The 13,993-nt window shown below is 73.3% G+C and carries 16 protein-coding genes; 4 read left to right on the top strand and 12 right to left on the bottom strand.

Annotated elements, in window-relative coordinates; genetic code table 11:
• Nucleotides 1-47: 47 nt before the first annotated feature.
• The 4 genes from ACFYPH_RS00880 to ACFYPH_RS00865 all read right to left on the bottom strand — a co-directional run bounded on the left by ACFYPH_RS00880 (nt 48) and on the right by ACFYPH_RS00865 (nt 3,297).
• Nucleotides 48-530, bottom strand: a complete 483-nt coding sequence (locus ACFYPH_RS00880; RefSeq protein WP_387177965.1) for an SRPBCC family protein — start codon at nt 528-530, stop codon at nt 48-50.
• A gap of 140 nt (nt 531-670) precedes the next feature.
• A complete protein-coding gene (locus ACFYPH_RS00875; RefSeq protein ID WP_354857433.1) occupies nt 671-880 on the bottom strand; it encodes a DUF397 domain-containing protein in 210 nt (69 codons plus the stop codon).
• 354 nt (nt 881-1,234) lie between these two features.
• On the bottom strand, nt 1,235-2,431 hold the full coding sequence (gene fahA, locus ACFYPH_RS00870) for a fumarylacetoacetase (protein WP_354857436.1): 1,197 nt from the start codon (nt 2,429-2,431) through the stop codon (nt 1,235-1,237).
• Nucleotides 2,428-3,297: a hypothetical protein gene (locus ACFYPH_RS00865; RefSeq protein ID WP_354857439.1), complete on the bottom strand. Its 870-nt coding sequence runs from the start codon at nt 3,295-3,297 to the stop codon at nt 2,428-2,430. The genes fahA and ACFYPH_RS00865 overlap by 4 nt, the downstream gene beginning before the upstream one ends.
• A gap of 94 nt (nt 3,298-3,391) precedes the next feature.
• Between ACFYPH_RS00865 and ACFYPH_RS00860 the strand changes: the two genes are divergently transcribed.
• Nucleotides 3,392-4,558 (top strand): homogentisate 1,2-dioxygenase, encoded by a 1,167-nt coding sequence (locus tag ACFYPH_RS00860; protein ID WP_387177962.1) that lies wholly within the window; start codon nt 3,392-3,394, stop codon nt 4,556-4,558.
• A 29-nt stretch (nt 4,559-4,587) separates the two neighbouring features.
• Here the strand turns inward: ACFYPH_RS00860 and ACFYPH_RS00855 are convergent, their stop codons facing one another.
• Genes ACFYPH_RS00855 through ACFYPH_RS00840 form a run of 4 tightly spaced genes read right to left on the bottom strand, consistent with a single transcriptional unit; the run spans nt 4,588 to nt 7,363 of the window.
• Nucleotides 4,588-5,616, bottom strand: a complete 1,029-nt coding sequence (locus tag ACFYPH_RS00855; protein ID WP_387177960.1) for a tetratricopeptide repeat protein — start codon at nt 5,614-5,616, stop codon at nt 4,588-4,590.
• A 10-nt stretch (nt 5,617-5,626) separates the two neighbouring features.
• Nucleotides 5,627-6,109: a 2-C-methyl-D-erythritol 2,4-cyclodiphosphate synthase gene (gene ispF, locus ACFYPH_RS00850; protein WP_354857446.1), complete on the bottom strand. Its 483-nt coding sequence runs from the start codon at nt 6,107-6,109 to the stop codon at nt 5,627-5,629.
• 16 nt (nt 6,110-6,125) lie between these two features.
• Nucleotides 6,126-6,821 carry a 2-C-methyl-D-erythritol 4-phosphate cytidylyltransferase gene (ispD, locus tag ACFYPH_RS00845; RefSeq protein WP_354857449.1) on the bottom strand — a complete coding sequence of 232 codons (696 nt, stop codon included), beginning with the start codon at nt 6,819-6,821 and terminating at the stop codon, nt 6,126-6,128.
• Nucleotides 6,822-6,877: 56 nt separating this feature from the next.
• The gene (locus tag ACFYPH_RS00840; RefSeq protein ID WP_088950500.1) at nt 6,878-7,363 is read right to left on the bottom strand and encodes a CarD family transcriptional regulator; all 486 of its coding nucleotides are present in this window, start codon (nt 7,361-7,363) and stop codon (nt 6,878-6,880) included.
• A gap of 327 nt (nt 7,364-7,690) precedes the next feature.
• Here ACFYPH_RS00840 and ACFYPH_RS00835 point away from each other — a divergent pair, with 327 nt between their 5' ends.
• Entirely contained in the window at nt 7,691-8,368 is a 678-nt protein-coding gene (locus ACFYPH_RS00835; RefSeq protein WP_355064986.1) for a hypothetical protein, read from the top strand.
• A 9-nt stretch (nt 8,369-8,377) separates the two neighbouring features.
• Here ACFYPH_RS00835 and ACFYPH_RS00830 read toward each other — a convergent pair whose 3' ends face one another.
• The 4 genes from ACFYPH_RS00830 to ACFYPH_RS00815 form a co-directional block, all read right to left on the bottom strand.
• The gene (locus ACFYPH_RS00830; RefSeq protein WP_387177955.1) at nt 8,378-9,010 is read right to left on the bottom strand and encodes a hypothetical protein; all 633 of its coding nucleotides are present in this window, start codon (nt 9,008-9,010) and stop codon (nt 8,378-8,380) included.
• A gap of 32 nt (nt 9,011-9,042) precedes the next feature.
• Nucleotides 9,043-10,101, bottom strand: coding sequence for a type III polyketide synthase (locus ACFYPH_RS00825; RefSeq protein ID WP_354857456.1), 1,059 nt, complete (start codon nt 10,099-10,101; stop codon nt 9,043-9,045).
• An 85-nt stretch (nt 10,102-10,186) separates the two neighbouring features.
• Entirely contained in the window at nt 10,187-11,353 is a 1,167-nt protein-coding gene (locus tag ACFYPH_RS00820) for an acyl-CoA dehydrogenase family protein (protein WP_387177952.1), read from the bottom strand.
• Nucleotides 11,354-11,394: 41 nt separating this feature from the next.
• Nucleotides 11,395-12,168 (bottom strand): class I SAM-dependent methyltransferase, encoded by a 774-nt coding sequence (locus tag ACFYPH_RS00815; protein WP_387177949.1) that lies wholly within the window; start codon nt 12,166-12,168, stop codon nt 11,395-11,397.
• A 46-nt stretch (nt 12,169-12,214) separates the two neighbouring features.
• Here ACFYPH_RS00815 and ACFYPH_RS00810 point away from each other — a divergent pair, with 46 nt between their 5' ends.
• Together ACFYPH_RS00810 and ACFYPH_RS00805 are read left to right on the top strand one after the other, a co-directional pair.
• On the top strand, nt 12,215-13,054 hold the full coding sequence (locus tag ACFYPH_RS00810) for a UbiA family prenyltransferase (RefSeq protein WP_387177947.1): 840 nt from the start codon (nt 12,215-12,217) through the stop codon (nt 13,052-13,054).
• A gap of 139 nt (nt 13,055-13,193) precedes the next feature.
• Complete coding sequence (locus tag ACFYPH_RS00805) at nt 13,194-13,940, top strand: hypothetical protein (protein ID WP_387177944.1); 747 nt, start codon at nt 13,194-13,196, stop codon at nt 13,938-13,940.
• The last annotated feature ends 53 nt before the right edge of the window (nt 13,941-13,993 follow it).

Genomic DNA, 13,993 nt, shown 5'->3' with positions numbered 1-13,993 from the left:
ACGGACCCCGGCCAGGTTGGACGGGCCGCGGTGCGCGGGTGAGCGGGTCAGGCCGCCTCGACCGAGCCGAGGGTGCCGGCCGCGACGGCCAGGTCGGCGAGATCACGCCGGAGCGCCACCTCGACCGCCCGAGCGGCGAGGCCACCGAGCAGCAGGGCCACCACCCGGCCGTACGGATCGGTGGGCACTGCTTCCTGGGTGACCGTTATCGCCGTGCGGGCGCGGCGGCGACGCCGGACCGGCCGCAGGCTCCAGGTGATCCGGTAGTCCGCGCCGGCACCGGAGGAACAGAGCACCAGCCGCTGCGGCGCGAACGCCTCCACCACCAGGAACTCCTCGGTGAGTGTGCCGCCGCCCGGCTGGGCGCGCGCCTCACGCCAGGCGGTGCCCGGCCCGAACGGGCCCGGGGTCAGCACCTCGACCGGGCCGGCCGCGGTCAGCCGGGTGGCCCGGCCGGGCAGGTCGGTCAGCAGACGCCAGACATCGGCAGCGTGCGCCTCGATGAAACCGGTAACCGCCACCGTCGACATGCCGCCCTCCCGTGTCGTCGACGGTACGCGCGGTGAGCGCCGGACGAGGCCCCCGGACGGAATTTTCACCAACCGGAGGCCCCGCTGTCCGTTTCGGCGGTCGCCTGGCACCGATCGTCGACCGGCGCCCGGCGTACCGGTCAGCGGTCGAAGCGACCACCCCTGATCGCGCCGATGAACGCTGTCCACCCCGGCGGGCTGATGGCCAGCGTGGGGCCGGCCTGGTCCTTGGAGTCGCGGAGAGCGACCAGACCGAGGACGTCGACCAGGTTGTCCGCCACCTCCACGCAGAGCCCTTGGTCGTTGGAGCGGCTGCTGGTGCGCCAGAGCGCTCCGGTGAGATCGTGCATCGTCGTTACCTCCGTGTGCGTCGGGATGCCCCACCACCCGCGGCCGGGCGAGATCCGGCCGTACGGGTGGCGGGGCGACATGATCCGCGTGACCAACGGGGTAACCAGGCTTGGTGATCGCACAGACGGTGCGATCACGAGTCTCATCGATGATGGCCCGACGGGCAGGCGCTCAGACGGCTCCGAAGCGGGCCGAGGTGAACCAGCGGACCCTTTGCTCTGCTTCAACGGACGCAACAGCGAGCGGCCCCAGGTGTTGCGTGGAGTGAAGCAGAGCAAAGGAAGCCGAGGGCGAGCCAGGTGGCAGGCACGCCGGGCGCGGGCCCGCGGGACGGGCCGGCTCAGCGGGCCGGCTCAGCGGGCCGGGCGGACCGTTCCGGTGACCTCACCGAGGGCGATGGTGGTGCCGTCCGGGCCGGGCGCGGTGGCGGTGATGGTGACGGTGTCGCCGTCGGCGAGGAAGGTACGACTCTCGGTGCCGACCTTCGCGGGCTCGGCCCCGCCCCACGTCAGCTCCAGGAAGGAGCCGACCTGGGAACGGTCCGGGCCGGAGACGGTGCCCGAGGCGTACAGGTCGCCGGTCCGCAGGGACGCGCCGTTGACGGTGAGGTGCGCCAACTGCTGGGCCGGGGTCCAGTACATGCTCGCGAACGGCGGTTCGCTGACCCGTTCGCCGTTCCACTCGACCGCCAGCCGCAGGTCGAGCCCCAGGTGCGGCACGTCGCGCAGGTAGTCGACGACCGGCGGGTCCTGCTCCGGAGCCGGCACGAAGGCGTCGGCCAGCGCGTCCAACGGCGTCACCCAGGCCGAGACCGAGGTGGCGAAGGACTTGCCGAGGAACGGACCGAGCGGCTGGTACTCCCACGCCTGGATGTCGCGGGCCGACCAGTCGTTGACCAGCACCACCCCGAAGACGTGGTCGGCGAAGTCGTCGACGGACACCCGGGCGCCCAGCGGGCTGGGCACACCGACCACGAAGCCGACCTCGGCCTCGATGTCGAGGCGTACCGACGGGCCGGTGACCGGACCCTCGGCGGACGCCCGCTGGCCGGTGGGCCGGGTCACCGGCGTGCCGGAGACGACGACGGTGCCGGCCCGTCCGTGGTAGCCGATCGGCAGGTGCTTCCAGTTGGGCAGCAGCGGCGGCTGACCGGGGCGGAAGATCTGCCCGACGTTCGAGGCGTGGTGCTCCGAGGAGTAGAAGTCGACGTAGTCGGCCACCTCGAACGGAAGCAGCAGCTCCACGTCGGCCAGGGGCACCAGCAGCGGTTCGACCGCCGGCCGGTGCGTCGGGTCGGTCAGCAGCTCGACGATCCGCTGACGCACCGCCGTCCACTGCGGACGGCCCAGCGCCATGAAGTCGTTGAGGGTCGGCCGGCACAGCGCGCCAGCTGCCAGCACCAGCTCGGCGGTCTCGGCACCGGCCAGGTCGAACACCCACGACCCGATCCGTACGCCGATCCGTGGCCGGCCCCCACCCGAGGAGAACACCCCGTACGGCAGGTTCGTCACCCCGTACGGTGAACCGTCAACGCCGGTCACCCAGGTCATGCGTCGTGCCCCCCGTTCACCAGCCCCAGCCGGATCAGATCGGTAAGTGGTTCCAGGATGCTGCACGAGCCGAAGCCGACCCACAGTGGGCGCGGCGCGTCCAGCCGTTCGTTGGCGCGTTCGAGCAGCGGGCGCGGGTCGAGCGCGGTCAGCAGCTCGGCGACCACCCGCGCGCTCGCGCCGTCGGCGGCGGCGAGCGTCGCGGCCAGCACGTTGGCGTACCCGTGGTGGGTGAACCCGGTCTCCGGGTCGAGGTGACGCACGGCCTGGTGCAGCCCTGCGGTGAGCTTGAACGGCAGGTCCCGGTCCCGGCACGCGCAGATCACGGCGGCCAGCTCGGCCGGGGTGGGGAACAGCTCGGCGGCCAACCCGCCGGTGCGGAACTTCGCGGCGATCGGGACACCGTCGGCGCGGGAGGCGGCGATCGCGTCCAGCGCGCCCATCAGCCCGAAGGTCAACGGAAGCTCGGCGTACACGGCCTCGACGTCCGGCAGGTCCTCGGTCAGCCGCAGCAGCTCGGCGATGCCGGGCAGCGGGTTCTCGCCCCGCTTGGCGACGGCCACCTCGACCTGGCGTGCGGTCACGCCGTCGGGTGCCAGGAACGACAGCGCGAAGGGCAGAGGACCGATCCCGGTGTCACCGATCAGCCCGATCACCAGGCCCTCGGCCGGGTCGACGAGACCGTTCAGCTCGCCGGCCGCGACGGTCGAGGCGGGAACGAGCAGCGGGCCCACCAGGTCGGCGTACCAGGCGGCGCGGTGCCGGCGGTGGGCGGTCAGGGCGTCGGGCAGCGCCGCGCTGCCCGGAGGGAAGACGGCGGCGTCGTCCACCAGGCCGTCGAGGAGCGCGGGCACCTGCGTTGACACGGAACAAGAATGTACGGGACGCTACAAGGAACGGACAACAGCGTCCGATTATCGGACGCCTTCGGCCGGTGAACGGGATATATCGGGAGGCGAGATGCCGTACTACCGCAGCGTCGGCGACGTGCCGCGCAAGCGCCACACCCAGTTCCGCCAGCCCGACGGCAGCCTCTACGCCGAGGAGCTGATGGGTCAGGAGGGCTTCTCCTCCGACTCGTCCCTGCTCTACCACCGGCACGCCCCCACGGCGATCCTGGCCGCCGACGAGTTCACCCCGCCGACGTTCACCCGGGCGCCGAACCTGCCGCTCAAGCCGCGCCACCTGCGCACCCACAAGCTCGACGCGGGCGGCGCCGACCCGATCCTCGGCCGGCAGTACCTGCTCGCCAACGACGACGTCCGCATCGGGTACGTCCTCGCCGACCGGCCCTCCCCGCTGTTCCGCGACGCCACCGGTGACCACTGCCTCTACGTCGAGGCGGGCACCCTGCGGGTCGAGTCGCCATTCGGGGCGCTGGACGCGGTCGCCGGCGACTACGTCATCATCCCCACCTCGACCATCCACCGGCTGGTTCCCACCGGCGACCAGCCCGTGCGGCTGCTCACCGTCGAGGCGGCCGGGCACATCGGCCCGCCCAAGCGCTACCTCTCCGTCCGCGGCCAGTTCCTGGAGCACTCGCCGTACTGCGAGCGCGACGTCCGCGGCCCGGACTCCCCGCTGCTCGTCGACGGCGAGGAGGTCGAGGTGCTGGTCCGCCACCGTCGTGGCTGGACCCGCTACGTGTACGCCAACCACCCGTTCGACGTGGTCGGCTGGGACGGGCACCTCTACCCGTGGGCGTTCTCCATCCACGACTTCGAGCCGATCACCGGCCGCATCCACCAGCCCCCGCCCGTGCACCAGACCTTCCAGGGCCCCAACTTCGTCATCTGCTCGTTCGTGCCCCGCAAGGTCGACTACCACCCGGACTCGATCCCGGTGCCGTACAACCACCACAACGTCGACTCCGACGAGATGCTCTTCTACACCGGCGGGAACTACGAGGCCCGACGCGGCTCCGGCATCGAGCAGGGCTCCATCTCACTGCACCCGTCCGGCTTCACCCACGGCCCCCAGCCGGGCGCCGCCGAACGCTCCATCGGCGCGGACTACTTCGACGAGTTGGCCGTCATGGTGGACACCTTCCGGCCCCTCGACCTGTGCGACGGGGCGCGCGCCTGCGAGGACGAGGGGTACGCCTGGACTTGGGCGCGTTCTGTCTAGTCGCTGTTGTGGTGTTGCCGGAGGTTGGGTCAGCGGAAGGCTGTTCTGGTGAAGGTGGCGAACTCGGCTATCGCGGTGGCGACGATCGCCAGCACCAGCGGCCACGGCGAGCCGACCACCGCGTACACGAGCAGCAGCGCCGGCGCGGCGGCCACCGCGTAGATCGCCAGGGCCATCGTGCGGTCCGCGTGCAGCATGGCGGGCAGGACGGTCCGGGTGAGCCCCGGCAGCCGCGCCGCGAGCTGCCAGACCACGACGCCGCCGGTAAGGGCCGCGAGCACCGCCAGGACACGGGAGAACCCGTCGCTCGTCGAGGCCGCGAACGCCACCACCACCGCGGCGACCAGTGACCAGCCCGCGCCATAGAGCACCAGGCGGTGCAGGCCGTACGCGAGGGTCCGCGGGGAGTCGATCCGGCTCGGGCCGATCGCCACCGCTTCCGCCACGTGCTCCAGCGCCTCGGACCAGCGGCGCTGCTCCAGGTGCAGGACACCGACGTCGTGCCCGACCTCGGTGAGGCGCGGATCGAGCCGTAGCGCCTCCCGGTAGGCCCGCTCGGCCAGGTCGAACAGCTCCAGTCGGGCCGCGACCAGGCTGAGCACCAGGTGCGCCTGCGCCTCCTGCGGGGCCAGCTCAACCCCACGCCAGGCCGCGTTCAGCGCCGGCTGCCCGTTGCGCGAGTCGGCCAGGATCGCCGCCGCGCTGCGCTGGGCGTACGCGTCGGTCGGCCCGAGCGCCAGCAGCCGGTCGGCGGTGGTCGCCGCATCGGCGTAGCGCCCCAGGTCGAGCAGTGCCATGGCCCGGACGACGAGCGCCGGCAGTGCCTCCGGCGCGGCGGCCACGGCCGCGTCGGCGGCGGCGAGCGCATCGACCGGCCGGTCGGCGACGAGATGCACCCGGGCCAGCATGGTGAGGGCTTGCGAATCCGCGGGCTTCAGCGCGAGCCCTTCGGTCAACTCGCCGGCCGCCTCGTCGTGGCGTCCCAGCTCGGCGAGGAGCTGAGCGCGTTCGAGATAGCCGTCGCCGGCGAACTGGTCGGGAGCGGGTTCGGTGGACATCGCGGCGAGCCTAGGCGGCCGGCGCGTCGTACACCAGGGCCACCGCGATGCCCGCCAGACCTTCCTCCCGGCCGGTGAAACCGAGCCCGTCGGTGGTCGCGGCGGAGACGGTGACCGGGGCGCCGGCGGCGTCGGAGAGCACCTGCTGGGCCTCGTCCCGACGGCGGCCGATCTTGGGACGGTTGCCGACGATCTGCACGGAGACGTTGCCGATCTCCAGGCCGGCCGCCCGCACCCGGCGGGCCGTCTCGGTCAGCAGCGCCACGCCGGACGCCCCGGACCACTCCGGCTGGTCCACCCCGAAGGCGGCGCCGAGATCACCGAGGCCGGCGGCGGAGAGCAGCGCGTTGCAGGCGGCGTGGGCGGCGACGTCGGCGTCCGAGTGCCCGGCGAGACCGTCCTGGTCGGGCCAGAGCAGCCCGGCGACCCAGCAGGGCCGGCCCGGCTCGAACGCGTGCACATCGGTGCCGATGGCGACCCGAGGAACGATCATGAACAGAGGTTACGCGTCAGCCGCCGGCGGCGAGCAGGTGCTCCGCCAACGCCAGGTCGAACGGACGGGTGATCTTCAGGGCGTACTCCGAGCCGGGCACGCAGCTCACGGCGATGCCCTGCTTCTCGACCAGGCCGGCGTCGTCGGTGAGCGGGTCGCCGGCCGCGGCATGCGCGGCGGTCAGGACGGACCGGCGGAAGCCCTGCGGGGTCTGCACCGCCCGGAGGGCAGCTCGGTCGACGGTGCCCAGCACCACCTCGTCGGCGCCGACCTCCTTGATCGTGTCGACGACCGGCAGGACGGGAATCACCGCGGCCCGGCCACCCCGGACCGCGGCGGCGACCGATTCGACCAACTCGGGCGGGGTCAACGCACGGGCGGCATCGTGCACCAGGATGATCGTCGGGCCGGCCGGCACCGCTGCCAGCGCGGCGGCGACCGAAGCCTGCCGCTCGGCGCCACCGGGCACCACGATCACCGGCGCCACCGGAGCCAGCAGCTCACGGACACCCGCCACCTCGGCCGCGGGCGCGGCCACCACGATCGTGTGCACCGACGCGGCGGCGGCGAGCCGGCGTACGGCGTGCACCAGCAGCGGCTCGCCCGCGAGCAGGCGCAGCGCCTTGGGTCGGCCGGGACCGAGCCGTACGCCGGCACCCGCCGCAGGCACAAGGACCGCGACGTCACCGCGCGGGTTGAGCTGCGCGGTCACGTCGCGGTCCTCGGTGGTTTCTTCGCTACGAAGTGGGTACGACGATGCTGTGCGGACTAGGCCTCGGTGAGGACCTTGTCGAGCAGCGTCTCCGCCTCGTCCTTGGTGCTCTTCTCAGCCAGCGCGACCTCGCCGACGAGAATGTCGCGGGCCTTGGCCAGCATCCGCTTCTCGCCTGCGGAGAGGCCCCGCTCCCGCTCCCGGCGCCACAGGTCACGCACGACCTCGGCGACCTTCAGCGGGTTGCCGGAGGCCAGCTTTTCCAGGTTGGCCTTGTAACGCCGCGACCAGTTGGTCGGCTCCTCGGTGTGCGGAGCCCGGAGAACGTCGAAGACCTTACCGAGGCCCTCTTCGCCGACCACCTCACGGACGCCCACGATCTCGGCGTTCTCGGCCGGCACCCGGACCGTCAGGTCACCCTGCGCAACCCTCAGGACGAGGTATTTCTTAGGCTCGCCCTTGATGATCCGAGTCTCGATTGCCTCGATGAGTGCGGCCCCGTGGTGGGGGTAAACAACGGTCTCGCCGACACTGAAAACCATAGGTTCGAAACCCCTTTCGCTGTGTCTAGGGTAACACGCTCAGGCAACGATGTCTCACCGATGTCCTGACCGTTGGCGCAGCTCAGGGGCCCTGTGAGAGGTCTTTCTTCAGCTTGACAGGCGGTCAAACCGATGGTTTGAACACGCTCCGTAACGCACGGATTACTTCCCGATGCGGGTGAACAGAACGTCGAGATCAAGGGCTATGCGCTCCCCCATGGTATCCCGCCCAGCGGAAACGCGCCCAGGTGTAGCGGGAGCTGCCCCCGGTGCGGGACGCTGGAGTCCGAGTCACACGCCGCTCTCGAGACGCTTCCTGGGGGTCCGATGGGCAAGCCGGACGCAGAGGGCCACGGGCCGCCCGACGGCCTGCCCGACCTGCCACCCGAGTGGGGCCGCATCGTCGTCCCCGACGACGCCTCGACCCTGGCGAGCGAGGCCGCCGAGGTGCGCCGCGAGCTGCGCCGGGCGGCCGGCCACCACACCGGGCACCGCGCCCTCACCCTGCCGCTGCTGGTCCTGTTGGTGGCGGTGCTCACCACCCTGACCGGCCTGGTCGCCGTGACCTGGCCCCGCGCCGGCCGGGGCACCGACCGACCCACCCCGGCGCCCTCCACGCCACCCGTGGCGCTCGCCGGTCAGGCGCTGCCCGCGCTGGACCTGGTCGATGCCGGACAGGCGCCGGTGCCGCTGCGCGGCCTGCTGCCCGCCATGATCATCCTGGTGGACGACTGCGGCTGCCCGGACGTCGTCACGGAGGCCGTGGCGGCGGCGCCCGCCGGCGTCACCGTCGTCACGGTGACCGAACAACGGGCTGTCGCCACCTCACCGCCGGTCAACGGCGTCCGGGCGCTGGCCGATCCCGCTGGCGGGCTGCGCTCGTTCCTGGGCTCCAGCGCCGCGAACGCGCTGCTTGTCGACCGCACCGGCGTGGTGACCCGGGTGCTGCCGGACCCGGGACCGGTCGAGGCGTACCAGGACGACCTGAGCGCCCTGGCCGGCTGAGCGGTCGTCCTACGACGGGGGCAGCGCGACGAGCTGCGCCTGGACGTCAATGGGCTTGTCACCGACGGCCGACAGGGACACCCGGAACGGCCCGTCGGTGGGCACCACCTCGGCGGAGGCGAGCGTGCCGTCGCAATCGATGCGCGGCGGGCCGGCGAGCTCGGCCCCGGTGCTCGTCACCGCCAGCGTGCCCGGCCGGGTGCACCGGTACTGCAGCAGATAGCGGGAGCCGTCGCCGGACGACTGACGCGTCAGCCCCTGGCCGGGGGTCAACTCCCGCTGCTCCCGCCAGATCGTGGCCCGGAACGAGGGCAGGTCACTCCCAGGAGAGAGCACGCCCTGATCGTCGCCGAGGTCGATGACCGTGCCCGTCTCCGGGTCGACCAGCGGGGGGCGGCCCTCCACCCGGACGGCCTCGCCCGTTTCGGGATCCACCCGCAGCGTCACCCGTCCCTCGGGCACGCCACGGGCCAGGACACGCTCCAGCTCGGTGCTGACGCTCGGCTCGGCGCTCGGTACGCCCACCGGCCCGGCCGCCGGGGTTGGCGCGGCGGCACGCCACCACCAACCGCCGACCGCCAGCGCGGCCAGGGTCACCCCGGCCAGCACCGCCGACCGCAGCCGGTCGTCCGCCGCATCCATGTGGTGAGCGTACCGGTCGGGTCGAGAGGCGCTCAGTCCTGTCGATCGAGCAGGGCGGCGTACAGGGTGAGGCCCGGACCGAACGCCAGCATGACGACCCGTCGGGGCGCCGGCGTCGAACGACTCAACCGGTCCAGGATCAACAGGACGGTCGGCGACGAGCAGTTGCCGTGCTCGTCGAGCGTCGCCCGGGACGCGGCCAACGCCTCCGGCGGCAGGGCCAACTCCCGCTCGACCACGTTGAGAATGCGCGGCCCACCCGGATGCACCGCCCAGCCGTCCACGTCGGAGCTGACGCCGCCGTGCCGGGCCAACAGGTCGTCCACCAACCCGCGAACGTGCCGGGAGAGGACCTGCGGCACCTTCGGCGACAGCCCCATCCGGAACCCCGCGTCGGTGACGTCCCAGGTCATGTGGTCGGCGGTCGAGGTGTCGGTGACCGACGTGACCTCGCGCAACGCGTACCCCCGGCCGTCGGGCACCACCACGGCGGCGACCGCGGCGTCCGAGAAGAGCGCGTGCGACACGATCTGCTGGGTGTCCACCCGGGCGGTGGACGGCTGGATGTGCAGGCTGGTCAGCTCCGCGCAGAGCAGCAGCGCCGGCCGGCCCCGGGCGGTCACGAAGTCACTCGCCGCCCCCAACCCCGGAAGCGCCGCGTAGCAGCCCATGTGGCCGACGAACATCCGCTGCGTGTCCGGTGCCATGCCCAGGTCGCGGGCGAGCAGGATGTCCAGCCCCGGGGTGGCGTACCCGGTGCAGGAGCAGACGATGAACAGCCCGATGTCGCTGGCGTCCAGACCGGCCGCCGTCAGCGCACGCCCCACCGCCTCCTTGCCGAGCGGCAGCGCCTCCACCTGGTAGCGACGCATCCGGCGCTCGGTCGGCCAGTCCGAGACGTCCTCGAGCAGCGGGTTGACCGCGGCCTGGCGGCGGGTCACCCCCGAGTTCGCGAAGATCCGCTGGGCCAACGACCGGGTGGTGCCGGAGAAGTGCTTTGAGAAGAAGCCCTCCCACAACTCGTCCTGCGAAGCGGACGGCGGCTGCGCTGTCCCGAGCCCCGCGATCACTGGTACGGACACGATCCCCACCTCTCGTCAGACGCTGTCCTCCCCCTGGCCGTCCCACCGGCCACCTCGGCCGGCTCCTCCCCCGTACGTGTACCGCCGCGCGGGCTCACCAACGCGGTGCCGATCCGTCGCGGTCCGGGTCCCCGCCCAGAGCGGCGATCCCCAGCCAGTCGGCGCAGACGTCCGAGGTGGCCGGGTGCAGTGAGCCGCAGCGGGCGTCCCGGTAGAGCCGCTCCAACGGATGACCGCGCCGGGTCGCCGACGTCCCCGCCGCCTCCAGCATCGACGCCGCCACCTCGGCGGCCGTGGTGCCGGCCAGCAGCTTCGCCCGCCACACCCAGCGGTTGGTCTCCGCGTCCCCCGGGGCGTCGTCGACCCGGCGGGCCGCCTCGGCCACCACCAGCTCGGCCGCCGCGGTCGCCGCGTCCGCCCGGCCCAGCCGCGCCCGCACCGCCGGCAGGCCGGCCAGGTTGCGGGCGTTGAGATGCTCGGCCGCCGCGTCGATCGCCGCCCGGGCCACCCCCACGTAGACGGCCGCGTAACTGGCCACCAGCCAGTGCGGCATCAGCTGGGCGACCACCAGCGCCAGCCCCTCCACCCCGCCGAGCAGCCGGTCGGCCGGGACGGTGACGTCCAGGTGCAGGTCGTGCGACGAGGTGGCGCGCATGCCGAGGGCGTCCCAGGTCGGCTCGACGCTCAGACCGTCACCGGCCGGCACCAGGAACTGCGACACCACCGACTGGTCGGCGGAGCTGCGCGCGGCCACCAGGTAGCCGTCGGCGTGCCCCGCCCCGGAGCAGAAGGTCTTGCTGCCCTTGAGGTGCCACCCCTCGTCGGTCGGCTCGTAGACCGTGCTCAACTGGGAGAGTCGGGCACCGGCGCCGCGCTCGCTCATCGCGACGGCGTACCAGGAGCCCTGCGCGGCGGCGGTGAGCAGGCCGTCCCGGGCGGCCAGTGCCTCGTCCGGCACACCCAGGGCCTCGGCCAACTCCTCGGTGACCGCGCCCAGCGCGCCGGTCACCGAGGCGTGCATGTTGAACACCAGCGCGGTCGCGCCGTTGCCCCGAGCAAGTTCGGTGGCCACCGCGGCGTACTCGGCGAAGCTGGCGCCCAGGCCACCCAGCGCGCGGGGCACCATCAGCCCGAACAGGCCGGCCTCCCGCAGGTCACGGAAGTCGTCGACCGGAAAGGAGCCGTCCCGGTCGTGCTCCGCCGCCCGCGCGGCGAACCGCGGCGCCAACCGGCGGGCCGCCTCAAGCGCATGCACCGTCATATCGCTCCCTTCTCGGCGTCCCATACCCCGCCACGAGCCGACTATCCTCTGCGGACCCCCTGGCCCTGGTACAGCACGGCGGTGGACCGGGTCGGCACGATGCGCGGGGCACGGCCCGTCGACGTCGCGCCCGGCGTCCGCGTCGCACGCGCCCGGCGCACCAGCCAGGCGACCAGACCGCCGACCTGCGGACGGATGCCGCGCAGGCGCAGCTCGACACCGTGCCGGGCACACTCGGCCACCAGTGCGCGAGCGTCCACGAAGAACCGTGGATCGTGGATGCCACGCGGCACCGTCGGCAGCCGCTCGGCGATCCGTACCGCGACCAGCCGGGCCAGCGCGGTGTCGTTGAGGGTGTCCAGCACCAGCAGGCCGCCCGGGCGCAGCAGCCGGCACGCCTCCGCCACCGCGCGCGGCCAATCCGGCACATGTTCCAGCAGCTCACCGGCCGAGACGACGTCGGCACACCCGTCCGGCAGCGGCACCGCGGTGACGTCACCCTGGACCACGCGCACCCCGTGCCCGGCGGCCTGGACCAGCGCCGAGCGGGTCAGGTCGACACCGACGTGCCGGTATCCCTTACCGGCGAGGTGCGGCGCGAGCAGTCCGGCGCCGCAGCCCAGATCGACCAGGACCGCATCCGGGCGGGTCGCCGGCGGCACGAGCGCCGCGCGGGCCTCGGCCAGCCAGTGCAGCATCGCGAACGCGCCATCGGGCCGCCACCACTCGCCGGCCAGGTCGTCGTACTGGCGCGGGTCGTTGCGCGGCAGCACCCGGGGACCGGTGGACGCCGCGGCCGCAGCCACGTCTCGCATGGCACCGAGCGTGGCACGACTGCTCGGTAACGACCAGACTTCCCTTATGTCGTCCAGGGTGTTAGGGCTGGTCAGAGCGAGCCATCCGGAACCGGCCGCCGCAGTGACCACGGTGTCCGGTCTGCTGGCCTGGGGGGTGGGGCACCGGCCGTCGGGAATCGTCTCGGTGGTGCTCGCCGTACTCGCCAGCCAGCTCGCCGTCGGCTGGACCAACGATGCGTTGGACGCCGAGCGGGACGCCACTGTGGGGCGTACCGACAAGCCGGTCGCCGCCGGCGCGGTGGGCCGGCGCGTCACGGCCTGGGCCGCGGCGGCGGCCGCGTTGGCCTGCCCGCTGCTGGCGCTGACCACGAACCCTCCGGCGGCGCTCTGGCTCACGGTCGCCCTGGTCTCCGCGCTGCTCTACGACTGGCCGCTCAAGGCCACCGTCCTCTCGGTGCTGCCGTACGCGGTGTCCTTCGGCGCGCTGCCCGCCTTCGTGGTGCTGGCGCTGCCCGGCGAGCCGACCCCGCCGGCCTGGCTGCTGGCGGCGGCGGCCTGCCTGGGGGCCGGCGCGCACTTCGCCAACGTGCTGCCCGACCTGGCCGACGACGCCCGGACGGGGGTACGCGGCCTGCCGCACCGCCTCGGCGCGGCGGGCAGCCGGGCGGCCGCGGCGGGGCTGCTCCTCGCCGCGACCGCCATCCTGGTCCTGGGGCCGCCCGGGCCGCCGTCGGCCCTCGGGCTGGCGGCGGTCGGCACGGCCGCCGTCGTGCCGCCACTGAGCTGGTACGCCGGGCGCTCGGCGGCCCGGGCCGGCCGGCGGCCGGTGTCCGCCTTCCGGGCGGTCATGCTGGTGGCCCTCATCGACGTCGTTCTGCTGGTGGCGAGCGGTCGGGTGGTGTGAGGGGCACCCGGGACGGTGGCATTGCCGGGTCCCCGTGCGGGCCTCGATCAGCTCCAACTACCCTGGAGCGCGGTCTGCGCGGGTATGGCCACCGTGCCCGGCGTACGGCCGGGTGGGGATCGTAACGAGGAGGACCGACGTGACGCGCTCGATCAACCGATCCCGGCGGGCGGCCCTGCTGCTGTCCGGGATGGCGGCGGCTACCAGCCTGCTCGCGTCCGGATGCGGCGCCGGTCAGGTCGCCGAGACGGCTTTGAAGGAGCCGTCGGTCCAGGGCGTCAACCTCACGACCCCCAACGGCGCCTACTCGGTGCGTGGTCTGCTGGTCACCTACCCGGGCACCGAGGGTTACCGGGCCGGCCAGGACGCCCCGCTCAACGCCGTGATCTACAACGACTCGAAGAGCACCGTGACGGTCACCGTCACCACCCAGAGCGCGCGCGAGGTGTTGATCTCGGGTGGCTCGGCGAGCCCGACGCCGTCGGCCTCCGAGTCGGAGTCCGCCACCCCGTCGGGTTCGGGCAGCCCGTCGGCGACCCCGTCCGAGACCGGTTCGTCGTCGGCGACGCCGTCCGCCCCGGAGTCGGCGCGCGCGTCGGGTTCGGCGAGCGCGGCCGCGCCGGGCCAGCCCGCCCGGATCGAGCTGGCTCCGCTGAGCTACCTCCAGCTCAACTCGGAGGCCACCACGCAGCTGCGGCTGATCGGCCTGACCGAGGCGCTGCGCTCCGGCCAGAACGTCGTCGTTACCTTCGACTTCGGCAACGGCAACACGGTCACCGGCCAGGCGCCGATCGCCGTCCCGCTCACCCCGGCCGCGCCCCCCTCGCCGATCATCGAGCGTGAGGGCGGCTACGAGGGCGACGAGGGCGGCGCCACCCACGGCTGACCCGACCCCGACATCGACGAACACCCCGGCGTGGGAACCACCACGCCGGGGTG

It is taken from the genome of Micromonospora sp. NPDC005252, from assembly GCF_042872475.1.
In the GTDB taxonomy this organism is placed as follows: domain Bacteria; phylum Actinomycetota; class Actinomycetes; order Mycobacteriales; family Micromonosporaceae; genus Micromonospora.
The sequence above is the reverse complement of the archived record's forward strand: the minus strand, read 5'-3'. Positions and strand labels throughout refer to the sequence as shown.

Excerpts from the sequence above, each read along its gene's own strand:
- ACFYPH_RS00880 (WP_387177965.1), bottom strand. The coding sequence starts at position 530 with ATGTCGACGGTGGCGGTTACCGGTTTCATCGAGGCGCACGCTGCCGAT.
- ACFYPH_RS00875 (WP_354857433.1), bottom strand. The coding sequence starts at position 880 with ATGCACGATCTCACCGGAGCGCTCTGGCGCACCAGCAGCCGCTCCAAC.
- fahA (WP_354857436.1), bottom strand. The coding sequence starts at position 2,431 with ATGACCTGGGTGACCGGCGTTGACGGTTCACCGTACGGGGTGACGAAC.
- ACFYPH_RS00860 (WP_387177962.1), top strand. The coding sequence starts at position 3,392 with ATGCCGTACTACCGCAGCGTCGGCGACGTGCCGCGCAAGCGCCACACC.
- ACFYPH_RS00855 (WP_387177960.1), bottom strand. The coding sequence starts at position 5,616 with ATGTCCACCGAACCCGCTCCCGACCAGTTCGCCGGCGACGGCTATCTC.
- ispF (WP_354857446.1), bottom strand. The coding sequence starts at position 6,109 with ATGATCGTTCCTCGGGTCGCCATCGGCACCGATGTGCACGCGTTCGAG.
- ACFYPH_RS00840 (WP_088950500.1), bottom strand. The coding sequence starts at position 7,363 with ATGGTTTTCAGTGTCGGCGAGACCGTTGTTTACCCCCACCACGGGGCC.
- ACFYPH_RS00835 (WP_355064986.1), top strand. The coding sequence starts at position 7,691 with ATGGGCAAGCCGGACGCAGAGGGCCACGGGCCGCCCGACGGCCTGCCC.
- ACFYPH_RS00830 (WP_387177955.1), bottom strand. The coding sequence starts at position 9,010 with ATGGATGCGGCGGACGACCGGCTGCGGTCGGCGGTGCTGGCCGGGGTG.
- ACFYPH_RS00820 (WP_387177952.1), bottom strand. The coding sequence starts at position 11,353 with ATGACGGTGCATGCGCTTGAGGCGGCCCGCCGGTTGGCGCCGCGGTTC.
- ACFYPH_RS00815 (WP_387177949.1), bottom strand. The coding sequence starts at position 12,168 with ATGCGAGACGTGGCTGCGGCCGCGGCGTCCACCGGTCCCCGGGTGCTG.
- ACFYPH_RS00810 (WP_387177947.1), top strand. The coding sequence starts at position 12,215 with ATGTCGTCCAGGGTGTTAGGGCTGGTCAGAGCGAGCCATCCGGAACCG.